General features: G+C 63.9%; 13 protein-coding genes. 9 read left to right on the plus strand and 4 right to left on the minus strand.

Annotated elements, in window-relative coordinates; all coding sequences use genetic code 11:
- Nucleotides 1–5: 5 nt before the first annotated feature.
- From murJ to KO516_RS01270, 3 genes are all read right to left on the minus strand, one after another.
- Nucleotides 6–1,553: a murein biosynthesis integral membrane protein MurJ gene (gene murJ, locus KO516_RS01260; protein ID WP_216001990.1), complete on the minus strand. Its 1,548-nt coding sequence runs from the start codon at nucleotides 1,551–1,553 to the stop codon at nucleotides 6–8.
- Nucleotides 1,554–1,679: 126 nt separating this feature from the next.
- Entirely contained in the window at nucleotides 1,680–2,750 is a 1,071-nt protein-coding gene (locus KO516_RS01265) for a hybrid-cluster NAD(P)-dependent oxidoreductase (RefSeq protein WP_216001991.1), read from the minus strand.
- 3 nt (nucleotides 2,751–2,753) lie between these two features.
- Nucleotides 2,754–3,992, minus strand: coding sequence for an aromatic ring-hydroxylating dioxygenase subunit alpha (locus KO516_RS01270; protein WP_216001992.1), 1,239 nt, complete (start codon nucleotides 3,990–3,992; stop codon nucleotides 2,754–2,756).
- Nucleotides 3,993–4,148: 156 nt separating this feature from the next.
- Between KO516_RS01270 and KO516_RS01275 the strand changes: the two genes are divergently transcribed.
- Complete coding sequence (locus KO516_RS01275; RefSeq protein ID WP_216001993.1) at nucleotides 4,149–5,024, plus strand: LysR substrate-binding domain-containing protein; 876 nt, start codon at nucleotides 4,149–4,151, stop codon at nucleotides 5,022–5,024.
- Nucleotides 5,025–5,205: 181 nt separating this feature from the next.
- On the opposite strand, the gene KO516_RS01280 is transcribed toward KO516_RS01275, so the two are convergent.
- The gene (locus KO516_RS01280; protein ID WP_216001994.1) at nucleotides 5,206–7,767 is read right to left on the minus strand and encodes an FAD-dependent oxidoreductase; all 2,562 of its coding nucleotides are present in this window, start codon (nucleotides 7,765–7,767) and stop codon (nucleotides 5,206–5,208) included.
- A gap of 275 nt (nucleotides 7,768–8,042) precedes the next feature.
- Between KO516_RS01280 and KO516_RS01285 the strand changes: the two genes are divergently transcribed.
- The 8 genes from KO516_RS01285 to KO516_RS01320 all read left to right on the plus strand — a co-directional run bounded on the left by KO516_RS01285 (nucleotide 8,043) and on the right by KO516_RS01320 (nucleotide 16,775).
- Nucleotides 8,043–9,011 (plus strand): GlxA family transcriptional regulator, encoded by a 969-nt coding sequence (locus KO516_RS01285; protein ID WP_252737338.1) that lies wholly within the window; start codon nucleotides 8,043–8,045, stop codon nucleotides 9,009–9,011.
- 93 nt (nucleotides 9,012–9,104) lie between these two features.
- Nucleotides 9,105–10,358: a sarcosine oxidase subunit beta family protein gene (locus KO516_RS01290; protein WP_216001996.1), complete on the plus strand. Its 1,254-nt coding sequence runs from the start codon at nucleotides 9,105–9,107 to the stop codon at nucleotides 10,356–10,358.
- 10 nt (nucleotides 10,359–10,368) lie between these two features.
- Complete coding sequence (locus KO516_RS01295; RefSeq protein WP_216001997.1) at nucleotides 10,369–10,683, plus strand: sarcosine oxidase subunit delta; 315 nt, start codon at nucleotides 10,369–10,371, stop codon at nucleotides 10,681–10,683.
- On the plus strand, nucleotides 10,680–13,691 hold the full coding sequence (locus tag KO516_RS01300; protein WP_216001998.1) for a sarcosine oxidase subunit alpha: 3,012 nt from the start codon (nucleotides 10,680–10,682) through the stop codon (nucleotides 13,689–13,691). Before KO516_RS01295 ends, KO516_RS01300 begins: the two co-directional genes overlap by 4 nt.
- Nucleotides 13,688–14,236, plus strand: coding sequence for a sarcosine oxidase subunit gamma (locus tag KO516_RS01305; RefSeq protein ID WP_216001999.1), 549 nt, complete (start codon nucleotides 13,688–13,690; stop codon nucleotides 14,234–14,236). Before KO516_RS01300 ends, KO516_RS01305 begins: the two co-directional genes overlap by 4 nt.
- 11 nt (nucleotides 14,237–14,247) lie before the next feature.
- Entirely contained in the window at nucleotides 14,248–15,132 is an 885-nt protein-coding gene (gene purU, locus KO516_RS01310) for a formyltetrahydrofolate deformylase (RefSeq protein WP_216002000.1), read from the plus strand.
- 696 nt (nucleotides 15,133–15,828) lie between these two features.
- Nucleotides 15,829–16,065 (plus strand): hypothetical protein, encoded by a 237-nt coding sequence (locus KO516_RS01315; RefSeq protein ID WP_216002001.1) that lies wholly within the window; start codon nucleotides 15,829–15,831, stop codon nucleotides 16,063–16,065.
- A gap of 341 nt (nucleotides 16,066–16,406) precedes the next feature.
- The gene (locus KO516_RS01320) at nucleotides 16,407–16,775 is read left to right on the plus strand and encodes a hypothetical protein (protein WP_216002002.1); all 369 of its coding nucleotides are present in this window, start codon (nucleotides 16,407–16,409) and stop codon (nucleotides 16,773–16,775) included.
- Nucleotides 16,776–16,980: the final 205 nt, after the last annotated feature.

Genomic DNA, 16,980 nt, shown 5'->3' on the forward strand with positions numbered 1-16,980 from the left:
GGCTCTCAGCTTCTTTTGCGGCGCAAGGCAGACCGGAAATCGGACAGCCTGAAGGCGCCGATCACATGACCGGCGAGGGCGTAGGCGGCCATGCCTGTGACAACAAGAAGGATCAGAGCAATGTAACGCCAGTAGTTCATGGATAGCATACTGCCGAGACCGAGATAGGTTCCCCAAAGAACGCCCGTCATGATCAGGGAGGCGATCAGGATACGCGGCCAGCGCTTGCGGAAACGGGCGTCAAAGCGGGCGGTGTCGCCAAGGCGGCGACCACCGACGAACAGCATCACCAGCATGACCCATGCCGCCGCGGTGGTTGCGATGGCGGGCGACAGCCAGCCCGCCACCGGTACGAGGCCCACGGCCAGAATCGCGTTCACCGCCATCGACCACAGCGCGTAATAGAACGGCGTGCGGGTGTTCTCACGGGCAAAGAATTGCGGTTGCAGCACCTTTTGCAAGACAAAGGCGGGCAGGCCCAACCCGTAGATCGCCACCGCCAGCGCAATGGCCTCGGCGTCTGCATGGGTGGTGCGCCCGCGTTCGAACAGCACCGAGACGATGGGCAGCGGCACGATGACCAGCGCCGCTGCGGCAGGCAGGGTCAGCGCCAGCGCCATTTCCCCGGCGCGGGAAAATGCATGCTGCGCGCCGTCGTTGTCCTGCGCCTTGAGCCGGCGCGACAGGTCCGGCAGCAGCACGATGCCCACGGCGATGCCCACCACGCCCAGCGGCAGCTGGTACAGCCGGTCGGCGGCGTAAAGCCAGCTGACAGCCTGCCCGAATTGCGAGGCAACCTGCTGCCCGACCAGCAGGTTGATCTGCATGACCCCCCCGGCCAGCGCGGCGGGAATGGCAACGCGCAGCAGCCGCTTCATGTCGGGGGTCCAGCGCGGCCGACCGGGGCGCACCTTGACCCCGGAGCGCTCTGCCGCCACCCAGACCAGCGCCAGCTGCGCCACGCCCGCCAGCGGGATGGTCCAGATCAGCCACCAGATGACCTCGTCGCCCAGCAGGTAGCCCGCGAGCATCGCGGAGATCACCAGCACGTTCAGCAGCGTCGGCGCGGCGGCGGCGGCGGCGAAATGCCCGGTGGCGTTCAGCGCCCCGGAAAACAGCGCCGCGAGCGAGATGAACAGGATATACGGAAACACCACCCGCCCGAAACCAACCGTCAGATCGAACCGCGCATCCTGCGCAAAACCGCCCGCCGTGGCCCAGACCAGTGCCGGCATGAACACCAGCGCCAGCGCGGTGATCACCAAAAGCACCGTCGCCAGCCCGTTCAGCGCGTCGCGGGCAAAGACCAGTGGGTTTTCCTCGCCTTCGTATTTCTTGGAAAAGATCGGCACGAACGCGGCGTTGAACGCGCCTTCGGCAAAGAAGCGGCGGAACATGTTGGGCAGGCGGAAGGCGGCGACAAAGGCGTCCATCACCGGCCCCGGCCCGATCAGCGCGAGGATCACCGTGTCGCGCACCAGCCCGAGCACGCGGCTGGCCAGCGTCCAGAACCCGACGGTCAGGACGCCCGAGATCAGGCGAATTGGTTTCATGGATGTGTTGCCCCTCTTGGCTGGTTTCGGCAGTGCTAGCCGAAGCTGGGGGCGGATGGGAAGCGGCATCCACAACAAATGCCGCCGCCGTGAGCGCCGCCGGGTCGTGCCCCGGCGACAAACGCGTCACAGATCCAGCACGACCTTGCCGCGCGGGTTGGAACAGCAGGCGAGGATGTAGCCTTCCTCGATCTCGTCTTCGGTGATGCCGCCGTTGTGAACCATGTGCACCTCGCCCGACAGTTTCATCGTCTTGCAGGTGCCGCAGACGCCGAAGGTGCAGCCCGAGGGGATGGCGATTCCCGCGCTGCGGGCAGCGGCGAGAACGGTCTCGGTCTCGGGCACCGAGATCGTTTTCTCGGACATGTCGAAGACGATCTCGGCCTGCACGTTTTCCTCGGGCAGATCGTCTTCGGGAATCGGCGCTTCGACCAGTTCCGGCCCCGGAGTGCCCGGTGCCTGAAAGCTTTCCTGATGATAGCGGTCCATGTCATAGCCAAGCCCGGCCAGCGCCTCGCGCACTGAGGTCATGAACCCCTCGGGCCCGCAGCAGAACACTTCGCGTTCAAGGTAGTCAGGCGCCATCAGGCCCAGCATCAGCTGGTTAAACTGGCCCTGAAAGCCGGTCCACGGGCGGAACTTGTCCTTTTCCTGCACCACCCATTTCAGCTCGATCCCCTCGGAGCGCGAGGCGATATGTTCCAGCCGCTCGCGGAAGATGATCTCGGAGGGTTTGCGGGCGCAGTTGACGAAGACAATGTCGCAGCTGCGGCCCTTGTCGTAGATCTCGGTGGTCATCGACATCATCGGGGTGATGCCGCTGCCCGCCGAGATAAACAGGTACTTTTCCGCCGGGTGCTCGTGGGCGGTGAACCGGCCCGCCGGGCCAAGCGCCTTGAGCGTCATGCCCGGCTTGAGGTTGTCCATCACCCAGCGCGTGCCGATGCTGTCGGGCTGCGCCTTCATGGTCAGGGTCAGCGACAGCGGGCGCGAGGGCGACGAGCTGATCGTCCATGTCCGGTACAGCGGCCCGCCGGGCACGGGCAGTTCCAGCGTCAGGAACTGCCCGGCCTTGAAGTCGAATGGCCGACCCGAGGGCGCCTGAAAGCACACGGTGATGACGTTCGGCGTTTCGGGAAGGATCGAGACACATTCAAGTGGCTCGTCGTCGGTCCACGGATCGGTCTTGTTCAGCATGTCTTACTCCGCAGCCAGCGCGCCGGGCACGTGGGCTTTGCGCATCCGGTCAAGATACCAGCCAACGAATTGCAGCACCCCGTCTTCGTGGGTGGGCGAATAGGGGCCCGGCACGAAGGCGGGCGAGTTGATGCCCTGCTGGTTGTCCTCGACGACGCGGCGGTCTTCGTCGTTGGTGTGCTCCCACACCACCGTCAGGTCTTCGAGATTGTAATCCACGCCCTCGACCGCATCCTTGTGGACCAGCCATGTGGTCTGCACTTCGGTTTCCTGCGGGCCGATGGGGGTGACGCGGAAGGTGATCGAATGATCCGACAGGAAATGGTTCCACGTGGTCGGATAATGGAACATCAGCAGCGTGCCCGCATCCTTGAACGGGATCTTGCCAAGCGGCTTCTGCACGGCGATCTTGCCGGTCAGCGTGTAGCTTTCGGCGCCGTCGAGCAGCGGCATGCGCGCCACCCGGAACTGGCCGTCTTCATCCATCTTGAATCGCGACGGGGCGCCTGCGGCTTCGAGGCGGTTGAAGTGGGTCTCGACCTTTTCGGGGAAGGTGCCATCGGCGGACACGCCGGTGATCGACGGGTCCTCGGGGTAGGTGCGGCACAGGTCGGGGTGGTTGCCAGCGCAGTGATAGCACTCGCGGTTGTTTTCCCAGACCAGCTTCCAGTTGCCCTTTTCGATGATGGTCGATTGGTGGGCGACCTTGGCATCGCTCAGGTCGTGCACGCCAAGATAGGGCGACACGGTGGCGGAAAAGGCGTCGAAATCCGGTGCGTCCTCGGCAAGGCAGATAAAGACGAGGCCCGAGGCGATCTCGCAATGCACCGGCTTCAGCCCGTGCTGCGTGGCGTCGAAATCCGGGCCCATGTCGCGCGCCCAGATCAGCTTGCCGTCAAGATCGTAGGTCCATTGGTGATACGGGCAGGTCAGTTTCGCCACGCGCCCCTTGCTCGCCGAACAGATGATCGAGCCGCGATGGCGACAGCTGTTGTGAAAGGCGCTGATCTTGCCCTTGGCATCGCGCACGACGATCACGTCGTAAACGCCGATCTTCAGCCGCTGATAGGCGCCGGTCTTTTCCAGCATGCAGGCCGGAAAGGCATAAAGCCATTCGCGGTACCAGATGGTTTCCAGATCGGTCTCGTAAATCGCGGGGTCGGTGTAGAACGGCTGCTCAAGCGCATGGCCGGGCCGGTGAGCGAGCAGAAGCTCGGGAAGCGAAGCGGTGGGACGTGCCATGGCGGATGCTCCGGGCAGGGGGACGATATCTTTCGCTTTAGCCCATTGTACGCGCTGCTTGGCAATTGGCAAAATATTCATCTCGGGTTAGCCTGGCTAATGTCTAAAAAGCGGATGATCCGTTTTCGACATGGCCGAGACAAAAGCGACATTTCCATGCGTAAGCCCTATGATCTCCCGTCGCTTGGCGACCTCGCCTGCTTTGAATCGGCTGCCCGGAATTTAAGCTTCAAGCAGGCGGCGGGCGAACTTAACGTGACTCCGGCTGCGGTCAGTCACCGGATCAAGGCGCTGGAACACGACCTTGGGCAGGCGCTGTTCAATCGCCAGTATCGCGGAGTCGAACTGACCGAGGCGGGCGCCCTGCTGTTCGTCGCATTGCAACGTGGTTTCGAGACGATTTCCGACACGGTGGTGCGCATCCGTGGGCGGCACACGCGGGCCGGGGTGTCGATTGCGGCGACCACCGCGATGAGCGGGCTGTGGCTGACGCCGCGGCTTGCGACCTTCTGGAAGGCGCATCCGCAGGTCGCGATATCGCAGGTCATTCAGGACGAAGGCATGGCGCAGGGCGTCGATCTGTCGATCCATTACGGCGATCCTGCACGCGAAACCGACGAGACGCGCGTGCTGCTGCGCGACCGTATCATTGCGCTTGGCTCTCCGGAATTTGCCCACACGCAGGGAATCGCCTCGCTTGATGATCTGCGGGCGGCACCGCTGATCCACACCCAGTCGGGCACGAACCCCTATACGGAATGGCCAGAGTGGTTCGCCGCGATGGGCGCCGAGCCTCCGGTTGGGCCGGGCTTTTTCCTCAACAACTATCTGATTTCGTTGAATGCGGCCGAGGACCACATCGGCGCGGTGCTGGGCTGGGAAGGGCTGCTGGGCAGCTATCTGGACCGGGGGCGGCTGGTGCAGCTACTGCCCGAAGCGATGGAGTCGCCGCTGCCGTTTTACCTGCGCATCCATGGCGGCGCCTCGGCCAATGCGCGGCTGTTTGCGGACTGGCTTGCAGAATCTGAATGAGTGTCCCCGCAGGCTGTCAGGTTTTGTCACCCATGGCGGTTAGAACAGGCTTGCGTCCTGTCGAATCGTCTTTGTGAATGTATTTTAGAACGAGTGCCGCGGCTCGGCAGGGCGCACTTTTTGAAGGCATGAAAAAACCGGCGAGGGGGTCTCGCCGGTTTTTTGTCTGTTGGTGGTGGCCTCAGCTGCGCGGCTTGAGGTTCTCAGGGTCATAGAGCGGCGCATAGCCGATGCCCGCGACCTCGACCGGGAAGGGCTCGTCGAAATAGGTCACCTGAAGCATGCGGCCGATTTCGCAATATTCCTGCGGCAAATAGGCGAGCATGATGTTCTTGCCGACGCTGGGGCCATAGGCCTGGCTTGAGGTGAAAGACCGGCGGCCTTCGCTATCGACCAGCACCTTACCTGTATCGGGGTCCATCACCGGCATGGTGTTGACCGGATAACGCGCAACGCCGTTGGAATCGGTATTGTCGGTCATCACCAGCGTGCACAGCATCGCGGGCTGCTTGTCGCGGGCGCGATATTCGAGGTGCTTTGCCTTGCCGCGGAAGTCGGCCTCCTTGACCTTGGGGCGGGCCAGATCGGCTTCGTAGAGGTTGTACTGGGTGTGCAGGTCGGCGTTCTGAAGCCGCAGCGATTTTTCCAGACGGCGCGAGTTGGCATAGGTTTCCACGCCCATCGCCATGACGCCGGTTTCGCGCAGCGCATCCCAGACGGCGAGGCCGTCGTCGTAGGGCATGTGCAGCTCCCAGCCCTGCTCGCCGACATAGGAAATCCGGAAGGCGGTGACGGTCTTGCCGGCGATCTCGATCGGCTTGATGGCGGCAAAGGGGAAGTTCTCGATATCCAGCCCGGCGGGATCGGCCACCACCTTTTTCAGCATGTCGCGGGCGTTGGGCCCCCAGATGCCGATGGTGGTGAACTTTTCGGTCACGTCGGTGATGGTCACGTCAAGGCCGCGATCCTGCGCGGTGCGCTTCATGTACATCAGATCGCGCGGGCCGGCATCGGCGCCGTTCACCATGCGGATACGATCTCCCATGCGGAACACGGTGAAATCCGCCCGCACCATGCCGTCATCGTCGAGCATGTGGGTATAGATGCCCTTGCCGATCATGTTGTCGCCGCCAATTTTCGCGGCGCAGAGCCATTCCATCAGGGCGACGTGATCGGGGCCTTCGATGTCGGTCATGTGGAAATGCGACAGGTTGATGATGGCGCAGTCGTTGCTCATCTCAAGCTGTTCGGCGTTGGAGACGCGCCAGAAATGGCGGTTGTCCCATTCGTTTTCGCGCACTGGTACCTGATCGGCGTATTTCTCCAGCAGGTGATCGTTGGCCGCATAGCCATGCGCCCGCTCCCAGCCGCCCAGCTCCATGAAATGGCCGCCTAGTTCGACTTCGCGCTCGTAGAACGGCGAGCGGCGGATGCCACGGGCATTACCGAAGGGCTCGCGCGGGTGGACCGGCGGGTTGTAGATTTTCTTTGCGGTCTCTTCGCAGCGGCCCCAGATGAATTCTTCGGTCAGCTGGAAATCCTGAAAGCGGGCGTAATCGATGCCGTGGTGGTCGATATGGGTGCGCCCGTCGGTCATCCAGTCGACCAGCAGCTTGGCCATGCCGGGCGCGTCCTTGACCCAGATCGCCACGGCGTACCACAGGCCGCGCAGCTTGCGGCTTTCGCCCATCGACGGGCCGCCATCGGTGGTGGTCTGCAGCAGGCCGTTGAACGAATGGCTTTCGTTGAAGCCCAGCTCGGCAAGGATCGGCGTCAGTTCCATCGCCTTTTCAAGCGGTTCGATCACGTCTTCCAGAACGAGATCGCGCATCGACGGCCCAAGCCGCGCCTGGCCCTTTTCGAGAATGTCGCGCGGGTGCACCAGACGCGGCTCTTTCTCGTAGTAATAGCCCCATTCCATCTGGCCACCCTCGGTGGTGGCAGGATCGCCGGTGTCGCGCATATAGGCCGAATTGCCCTGATCGCGCAGCAGCGGGCGACCGATTTCCAGACCGGTTCCGGCGAATTCATCATAGGGGCCGAAGAAGGTCAGCGGGTGATCGACGGGCATCACCGGAAGATCTTCGCCCACCATGTCGGCGATCAGGCGGCCCCAGAGACCGGCGCAGACGATGACATGATCGGCCATGATGGTGCCGCGATGGGTCTTTACGCCGACCACGCGACCGTTTTCCTGCAGCAGCTCCAGCGCCGGGGTGTTGGCAAAGGCGCGCAGCTTGCCGGCCTTTTCGCCGGCATCCACCAGCTTGCCCGCAACGGTCTGCGAGCGCGGCACCACGAGGCCGGCGTCCGGGTCCCACATGGCGCCCTGGATCTGGTCTTCTTCCAGCAGCGGGAATTTCTCTTTGGCCTCGGCGGCAGAGATCATCTTGACGCGGGTGCCGAAGGCGCGCCCGGAATCGCAGCGGCGACGCAGTTCCTGCATGCGCTCGTCATCGCCGGTGCGGGCGACTTCAAGCCCGCCGATGCGGCTGTAATGGCCCAGTTTCTCGTAGAAATCGACGGAATACATCGAGGTCCACGTGCTCAGCTGATCATGGGCGGTGACGTAGCAGAAATCCGACGCGTGGCCGGTCGAGCCGATGTCGGTCGGGATGGCCGACTTGTCGATGCCGACGATGTCGTCCCAGCCGCGTTCGATGAGATGATGCGCAACCGAGGCGCCGACGATGCCGCCAAGGCCGACAATAACGACGCGGGCGCGGTCCGGGAATGCTGACATGGGCGTGGTCCGTTCAAGCAAAAGATCTGGGAGTCCGCCGTGTTCCCCGCCGCATCGCGCCCTGCAATGCCTGCTCTGGCATCGGTTGCATCGAAAACGACAGGCACCCGGCTGTTCTGATCTTGATGTTTGCCCCAAACCCTGTGCTGAAAAGAGGACAATTGCGGCAGGGCTGCAATAGGGTTACGACAGGCCCTCAGGTTTCTCCGACAAAGGCTACAGGCATGGAGACGCGGCACGCTTCGCCCCGCACCGGAAGGATGAATGCGCCCGATATGGCACGGCTTCGGGTGGGCTTCATTCTGGCGCGCCGCTTCACGCTTTGCGCCTTTGCCAATTTTGTCGATGTGCTGCGGCTAGCGGCGGATGAGGGCGACCGCTCGCGCCCGATCCTGTGCAACTGGTCGGTGCTGTCCGATACCATGGACCCGGTGACATCGTCCTGCGGCGTGCCGGTGCAACCCAAGGAAAGGCTCGGCGATCCGTCGCGCTTCGATTACATCGTGGTGGTCGGCGGGCTGATGGACGAGATGCCCAGCCTCGGCCCGGTGATGACGAAATTCCTGCATGATGCCGATGCCCGGGGCGTGGCGCTGATCGGGGTCTGTTCGGGGGCGTTCCTGCTGCAACAGGCCGGGCTGATGGAGGGCTACCGCTGCTGCGTCAGCTGGTTCCACAATGCTGATTTTCTTGCGCAATTTGATGGGCTAGAGCCGGTGACCGACCAGATATTCGTGGTCGATCGCGACCGGCTGACCTGTTCGGGCGGGGCGTCTTCGGCGCATCTGGCGGCGTGGCTGGTCGACAAGCATGTTGGCCGGGCGGCAGCATCCAAAAGCCTGCGCATCATGATCATCGACGATGCCTATGCCGCCGAAAAGCCCCAGCCGGGGGTGACGCTGGATTTCCGCACCCGCGATCCCATCGTGTTGCGCGCGCTGCTGGTGATGCAGCAACATCTCGACACGCCGCCCACCGTGGCCGAGATTGCCCGCCGCGCCGGTCTGTCCAAGCGTCGGCTCGAACGGCATTTCCGCGCCGAACTGGATCTGTCGCCGCAGGCCGCCTTTCTGGAAATCCGGCTCAGTCAGGCGCATCACCTTGTGACCCATACCGACAAGTCGGTGCTTCAGGTGGCGATGGATTGCGGATTTTGCGATTCGTCGCACCTGTCCCGCGCCTTCCGCAAACGCTTTGGCCTGACGCCGCTTGCGCTGCGCCGCGGCGAGGCTTTGGACGCCTGACGCAATTATCCCATAGAACTGACGCGGATCTTCACGCCGCGGCGGGGGCCTGTCGTTACGCAACTGACATCTTCTCCCAGCCGGGGTGCTGTCATGACGCGCTTTTCCGCCTTCTCCCTTTTCAAGAACGCCCTGTCGGGCCACAAGCACTGGCCCGCGCAATGGCCTGAAAGCCAGCCGAAGGCCGAATACGATGTGATCATCGTCGGCGCCGGTGGGCATGGGCTTGGCGCGGCCTATTACCTTGCAACCCAGCATGGCATCACCAATATCGCGGTGATCGACAAGGGCTGGCTGGGCGGCGGCAACACCGGGCGCAACACCACGATCATCCGCTCGAACTACCTCTATGATGAAAGCGCGCGGCTGTTCGATCATTCGGTCGATCTGTGGCAGGGGCTCAGCCAAGAGCTGAACTACAACGTCATGTATTCCAACCGGGGCTGCCTGATGCTGGCCCACACGGTGCATGACGTGCAAAGCTTCAAGCGGCACATCCACGCCAACCGGCTGAACGGCGTCGACAACCGCTGGCTTTCCCCCGAGGAATGCAAGGAATACTGCCCGCCGATCAACATCGCCAAGGATGCGCGCTATCCGGTGATGGGCGGCGCGCTGCAGGAACGCGCGGGCACGGCGCGCCACGATGCGGTGGCCTGGGGCTATGCGCGGGGCGCGGCGGCGCGGGGCGTCGATATCATCCAGAACTGCGCGGTTCAGGCGATCCGGCGCGGGCCAGACGGCGCGGTGATCGGGGTCGACACCGACAAGGGCTTCATCAAGGCCAAGAAGATCGGCGTCTCGGCATCGGGGCACAACAGCATGGTCATGGCGACGGCGGGCGTGCGCCTGCCGCTGGAATCCATGCCGCTTCAGGCGCTGGTATCCGAGCCAGTCAAGCCGATCTTTCCCTGCGTGGTGATGTCGAACGCGGTTCATGCCTATTGCAGCCAGTCCGACAAGGGCGAACTGGTGATCGGCTCTGGCACCGACCAGTATGTCAGCTATTCGCAGCGCGGCGGCCTGCCGCTGATCGAGCACACCATCGCGGCAATTTCCGAGGTATTCCCGATCTTCAACCGGATGCGGATGCTGCGCAAATGGGGCGGGATCACCGACAACACACCGGACCGCTCGCCGATCATCGGCAAGACTCCGGTGCCCAACCTCTATGTCAACTGCGGCTGGGGCACCGGCGGGTTCAAGGCCACGCCAGGCTCGGCGCATGTCTTTGCGCACACCATCGCCAAGGACGAGCCGCACCCGATCAACGCCCCCTTCACGCTCGACCGGTTCCGCACCGGGCGTCTCATCGACGAAGCCGCCGCGGCAGCGGTCGCGCACTGAGGTCTCAAACATGCTTCTGATCCATTGCCCTTACTGCAACGAAACCCTGCCCGAACTGGAATTCGCCTACGCTGGCGAGGCGCATATTGCCCGCCCGCAGAACCCTTCGGAGGTCAGCGACGAAGACTGGGCGGAATTCCTGTTCATGCGCGCCAACGTCAAGGGCCTGCATTATGAACGCTGGCGGCACCTGCACGGCTGCGGGCGGTTCTTCAACGCGGTGCGCGACACCGTGTCCGACAAGTTCGTGACAACCTATCCGGCAGGCGCCCCGCGCCCGGCGCTGGACAGCCTTCTTGAAACCTCGGCGGAGGGCGGCAAATGAGCCACTATCGCGTTCCCGGCAAGGGCCGGGTCGATCTTTCGCGCCCGGTCAGCTTCACCTTCGAAGGCCGGGCCTATACCGGCGGGCGCGGCGATACCGTTGCCTCGGCGCTGCTGGCGCATGGCGTGCACCTGATGGGGCGCTCGTTCAAATATCACCGCCCGCGCGGCGCCGTGGCCGCTGGCAGCGAAGAGCCCAACGCGCTGATCGGCACCCGCCGCGGGCCGGGCCGGTTCGAGCCGAACACCCGTGCCACGGTGCAGGAGATCTATGAAGGCCTTCAGACCAACGCGCAGAACAAGTACCCAAGCCTGAAATTCGACATCGGCGCGGTGAATGATGCCGCCTACATGCTGTTTTCGGCGGGCTTCTATTACAAGACCTTCATGTGGCCGCGCAGCTTCTGGGACAAGGTGTACGAGCCGTTCATCCGCGCCGCCGCTGGCCTTGGCGTCAGCCCGACCGAGGAAGACCCCGATCTTTACGCTTCGCGCAACCTGCATGTCGATGTGCTGGTGGTGGGGGCGGGCCCGTCTGGCATCGCAGCGGCCAAGGCGGCCTGCGCCGAGGGGCTCAGCGTTGTGCTGGTCGACGAGAACGCCGAAATCGGCGGCACGCTGCTGTCCGAACCGCAGGCGGTGATCGACGGCGCGCCCGCATGGGACTGGATCGCCACCGAACTGGCGGCGCTGAAGGCGGCTGGCGTCAAGGTCATGACCCGCACCACGGCGATTGCCTATTACCATCAGAACATGATCGGCCTGTGTGAAAAGCTGACCGACCATCTGGCGCAACTGCCCGATGACACCCCGCGCGAGCGGCTGTGGCGGGTGCGCGCCGGGCAGGTGGTTCTGGCGCAGGGCGCGCTGGAAAAGCCGCTGGTGTTCCATGGCAACGATCGCCCCGGCGTGATGCTGGCCGGGGCGGCGCAGACCTATCTCAACCGCTACGGGGTGCTTGTCGGCAAGCGCCCCGTGGTGATCACCAGCCATGACAGCGCGTGGTTTGCGGCCTTCGATCTGGCCGATGCCGGGGCCAAGGTGCAAGCCATCGTCGATCTGCGCGAAGGCGTCCCGGAAACCCTGCTGGCGCAGGCGCGGGCGCGTGGTATCCCGGTCAAGCTGTCGCATACCGCGACGGCGACCAAGGGCCGCCTGCGGGTGAAATCGCTGCGGGTGAACCCGGTTTCCGGCGGCAGTGTCGAAGCCGGAGAGGAGATCTCCTGCGATGCGGTGCTGATGTCGGGCGGCTGGACACCGTCGCTGCACCTGTTCTCGCACACCAAGGGCAAGCTGGCATGGGACGAAGACCGCACCACCTTCCTGCCCGACGAAACGCCCGAAGACTGCGTCATCGCGGGCGCAAGCCGCGGGCTTTGGGGCATCGAGGCGGCGCTGAACGACGGCGCTGAAAAGGGCCGCGCGGCGGCGGCGGCGCTGGGCAAGGCCGGGGCGGCAAACGTCTATGGCGTTGCGCAGGACCGCACCGGCACCGGCATCTCGATGAAGGAACTGCCGACCGATCTGTCTGCCGGCAAGGCCAAGGCCTTTGTCGATTTCCAGAACGACGTGACCGCCAAGGATCTGCGGCTTGCGGTGCGCGAAGGTATGCGCTCGATCGAGCACGTCAAGCGCTACACCACCAACGGCATGGCGACCGATCAGGGCAAGATGTCCAACATCAACGGGCTGAACATCGCGTCCGACGCGCTGGGCCGCAAGCAGCCGCAGGTCGGCCTGACCACCTTCCGCCCGCCCTACACGCCAACCACCTTCGGCGCATTTGCGGGCTATCATCGTGGCCATCATTTCGAGGTCACCCGCAAGACCCAGATCGACGCTTGGGCGCAAGAGCACGGCGCGGCGTTCGAACCGGTCGCGCAGTGGCGCCGGGCGTGGTATTTCCCGCAATCCGGCGAAAGCATGGATGATGCGGTGCGCCGCGAATGCGCCGCCACCCGCGCCTCGGTCGGCATCTTCGATGCCTCGACGCTGGGCAAGATCGAGGTCGTCGGCCCCGATGCGGTGGAATTCATGAACCGCATGTACACCAACCCATGGACCAAGCTGGGCGTCGGGCGTTGCCGCTATGGCCTGCTGTGCGGCGACGATGGCTTCATCCGCGACGATGGTGTCATCGGGCGTATGGGGCAGGACAAATTCCACGTCACCACCACCACCGGCGGTGCGGCGCGGGTGCTGAACATGATGGAGGATTACCTTCAGACCGAATGGCCCGACCTCAATGTCTGGTTGACCTCGACCACCGAGGAATGGTCGACCATCGCGCTCAACGGTCCGATGGCGGCAAAGCTGCTGCAACCGCTGACCGATGTGACCCTGACCGAAGAGGCGTTCCCGCATATGTCCTGCGTGGAATGCACCGTTGCGGGGATGCCGGCGCGGCTGTTCCGCGTCAGCTTTACCGGCGAGATCGGGTTCGAGGTCAACGTGCCCGCGCCGATGGGCCGCAAGCTGTGGGAAACGCTGTGGGAGGCCGGGCAACCCTATGGCATCACCCCCTATGGCACGGAAACCATGCACGTACTTCGGGCCGAAAAGGGCTATATCATCGTCGGTCAGGACACCGACGGCACGGTTACGCCCTATGATGCGGGCATGGGTTGGGCCGTGGGCAAATCCAAGCCCGATTTTGTCGGCAAGCGCGGCCTTGCGCGGCCCGATCTGGTGGCAGAGGGGCGCAAGCAACTGGTTGGCCTGCTGACCGAGGATGGCTCCAAGCTCGAAGAGGGGGCGCAGATCGTCTTTGACGCGGCCCAGCCGGTTCCGATGACCATGGTGGGGCATGTGACCTCGTCTTACGACGTGGGCACCACCGGCCATCCCATCGCGCTGGCGCTGGTTGCGGGCGGGCACGGGCGCATGGGCCAAACCGTCTATATCCCGATGCCGGACCGCACCATCGCCGCCAAAATCACCTCGACCGTCTTTGCCGACCCGGAAAACAGCCGCCTGAAGATCCCCGCCGATCAAGGAGTTGCCGCATGAATGCCCTGACGTCCCAATCCGACTTTCTGGCCGAGACCGCCGCTGTGCGGATCGCGATGGCTGCGCCGCGCAGCCGCTTTTCGCTGCGTCTGCGGGAAAATCTTGCGCCGTTCGAGGCGGCGCTGGGGCTGTCCCTGGGCGGCCCGCTGGGCAGTCGCGCCAGCGCCGGGGAGCGCGAGACGCTGCGCCTTGGCCCTGATGAGTGGATGCTGCACACGTCGTTGGCGGATGCCGGGGCGGTCGAGGCCGCGCTGTCTGCGCTTTATGCCACGCAGCCGCACAGTCTGGTGAATGTCTCGGCGCGCGAGGTCAGCTTCGTGATCGACGGGCCGCGCGCTGCCGAGTTGCTGACCCTTGGCTGCCCGCGCGATATTGCCAAGATCGCGCCCGGATCGGGCCGACGCACGGTGTTCGACGGGGTGACGGTGATCCTGTGGCGCGATGCCCCGGACGCGTTCCGCATCGATTGCTGGAACAGCTTTGCACCGCATATCCTCGACCTGCTCAAGACCGGCGCGCGAGAACTCGCCGCCGAAGCGCCCTGAAAGGCACGCGTATGTCCCGTATCCTTCTGACCGTCTCCTGCCCGGTGCGACCGGGCATCGTGGCCGCGATCTCGGCGTTCCTCACCGAGCAGGGCTGCAACATTCACGACAGCTCGCAGTTCTCGGATATCGAGAACGACCGTTTCTTCATGCGGCTCAGCTTTGCCTCTGAGCAGGGCGCAACGCGCGAGGGGCTTGCGAGCAGTTTTGCGCCACTGGCCGAGCGGCTGGAGGCAGAGTTTGCTTTCCACGATCCGTCGCAAAAGATGAAGGTGGTGATCATGGTGTCGCGGTTCGGGCATTGCCTGAACGATCTGCTGTACCGCTGGCGCATCGGGGCGCTGCCCATCGACATCGTGGCGGTGGTGAGCAATCACATGGATTATCAGAAGGTCGTGGTGAACCATGACATTCCGTTCCATTGCATCAAGGTGACGCCACAGAACAAGCCCGAGGCCGAGGCCGAGATCATGCGGGTCGTGCGCGATGCCGGGGCCGAGCTGATCGTGCTGGCGCGCTATATGCAGATCCTGTCGGATGAGATGTGCCGCGAGATGTCGGGGCGGATCATCAACATTCACCACTCGTTTCTGCCGTCTTTCAAAGGGGCCAACCCTTACAAGCAGGCGTTCGAGCGGGGGGTGAAGCTGATCGGGGCGACGTCGCATTATGTGACCGCGGATCTGGATGAAGGGCCGATCATCGAGCAGGACACGGTGCGGGTGACCCACGCGCAATCTCCGGGGGATTATGTCTCGCTTGGGCGCGATGTGGAATCGGCGGTGCTGAGCCGGGCGATCCACGCGCATATCCATCGGCGGGTGTTCCTGAACGGTGACAAAACGGTGGTGTTCCCGGCGTCTCCGGGGGAATACGCATCGGAACGGATGGGCTGACACCGCGCCTCGGGGGAGAGGGCAGAGGGGGGGCCAGCCCCCCGCGCGGCGCGCTCCCCCCGGAGTTTATCGGGCAAGATGAAGATGGGGCGCGGCACCTTGCGGGCAGGTGTCGGGATTCTGGACCCGCAGATCGGCCCATGTTCGGGCGGGCCGAGGTCTCTGGTGCGCGCGCTGAGGCTGCGACGCAGAGAGTTGATATTGAGGGCGCTGGTCGGACAGCCGTCTTGCAGCGAGCCTAGCCGGGCAGCGTAACCGTGGTGCTGCGCGGGGGGGGGGCGTGATTGGGCGATAGGTATGGGTTCCTCCGCTTCGGCAGCTTCGGGCAGGGCGATGGTCTTGATGCCGGTTATCCGGGAGGACGACTTGCGCAGGTCGGTCGCCGTCAGCTGGCGGCGTTACATGGTAAATCCCGCCATAGCTGTTCGGCCTTGCCGAGTTATGCGTATTCGCCTTTGGCAGCGCGTTCATCGGCGGCACCGGCAACGACATCTTCCTCGTTAGCCTCGATGCGGTGTCGGCTGTCGCGCTGTCCGACGAAAATGCGGGGTCCGCGCCGGGCATTTTCTCCCGCGATCTGCTCGAAAGCCAGCAGGTGCTTGATTTCACCGACAGGCTTGAAGGCAGAGACACGTCAGAATGCCATGATGCGGCTGGCGCGGATGTGGCAGAACTGCGCAGCTTTGAGACTGCGGCGTGCGGTCTGGGCTTTTCCCCGGCGACAGCGTGACCGAGAGCGGCCTCGCCTCAGCCCTCGGTGCAGGGATGTTCGAGCTGACCTTCGACGACGGGCTGCTGCTAGCCTATGAGGCGACTCTGTTTGCGCCCGCAATCATGCCCGATCTGGCCGAAGACCAGCAGGCGCTGATCGACGCCAGCGGCTGTCGCAATGCGACACGCCCGAGGAGATCGAGCGGACAGCCAGTCCGGTGAGCTTGCCCAGGTCCGCAGCATCAGCGCCGATGTTGCGCGCTTGATACGGATCCGCACGCTGGCGCTGTCGATCGGCATGGGGCGGGTGGTCTAAGGCATTGAAAAGCAATACGAGGCAGGCAGTATCCGCGACCATTTTTTGGTCTTGGCGGGCGCAGCAGTTGATGGCGGTATTCTCTTTCTGACCTCGGGCGGAGACCTGCTGAAACACGGTGAGGTAGCATTGCCGGGCGGGCCAGGTGCGTTTTGCGGGTGCTGGCGATTAGCGTTTTCGTCACCGGGCAAGGTGATCTTTGCGCGCTGGCTGCGGCGCGATCAGCTTAATCGCGCAAGGTGGCGAAGTGCTGACCACAGTCCGGGCAATCGACCTTGGTTTCGCCGGAACCGACGCGCGGCCCGACAGGGCGTGTCTGGATATAGAGTGCGGCGGTGCGGGCGACGAACTGCTGGAGGCGCACAGGCTGGAGGGCAGCAATGCTGTGGTCAGCGTCAACAGCAGCACGATGACTTTGCAAGGCATGCTGGCCAATGCACTGGGCGCAGACGTATTCGCCTATCTGGGTAACCCTCTCGGCGAACGCGGCGCCCTGTCGGTGCCCATCGATCCGGTGACGGTTGCTCCGCTGCGAGAGTATCGCAATCCGGTGCTGCTCACCCACGTCAAGACGATGAACGGTGCGGTATGGAGGCCTGCCGGGCACCGAGTGTGAGCATCAGGGGAGCTTCCACGGCGATCTGCGAGGCGGCAACACGCTGGTCTGTGCGATGCTCAACATACAGAACGGCAGGTATTTCGTGACCGCGCACTTACGACAGCGTAAGTGAAGCGGGATTTGATATCTCGCTGTCAGAAACAGAGGCCGATACCGGCGGGCAAAAAGCTCGGGGCCGTGGGAGTCATCGCGTCCAAGAATG

Origin of the sequence: Citreicella sp. C3M06 (assembly GCF_018860705.1) — a bacterium.
Taxonomy (GTDB): domain Bacteria; phylum Pseudomonadota; class Alphaproteobacteria; order Rhodobacterales; family Rhodobacteraceae; genus Salipiger.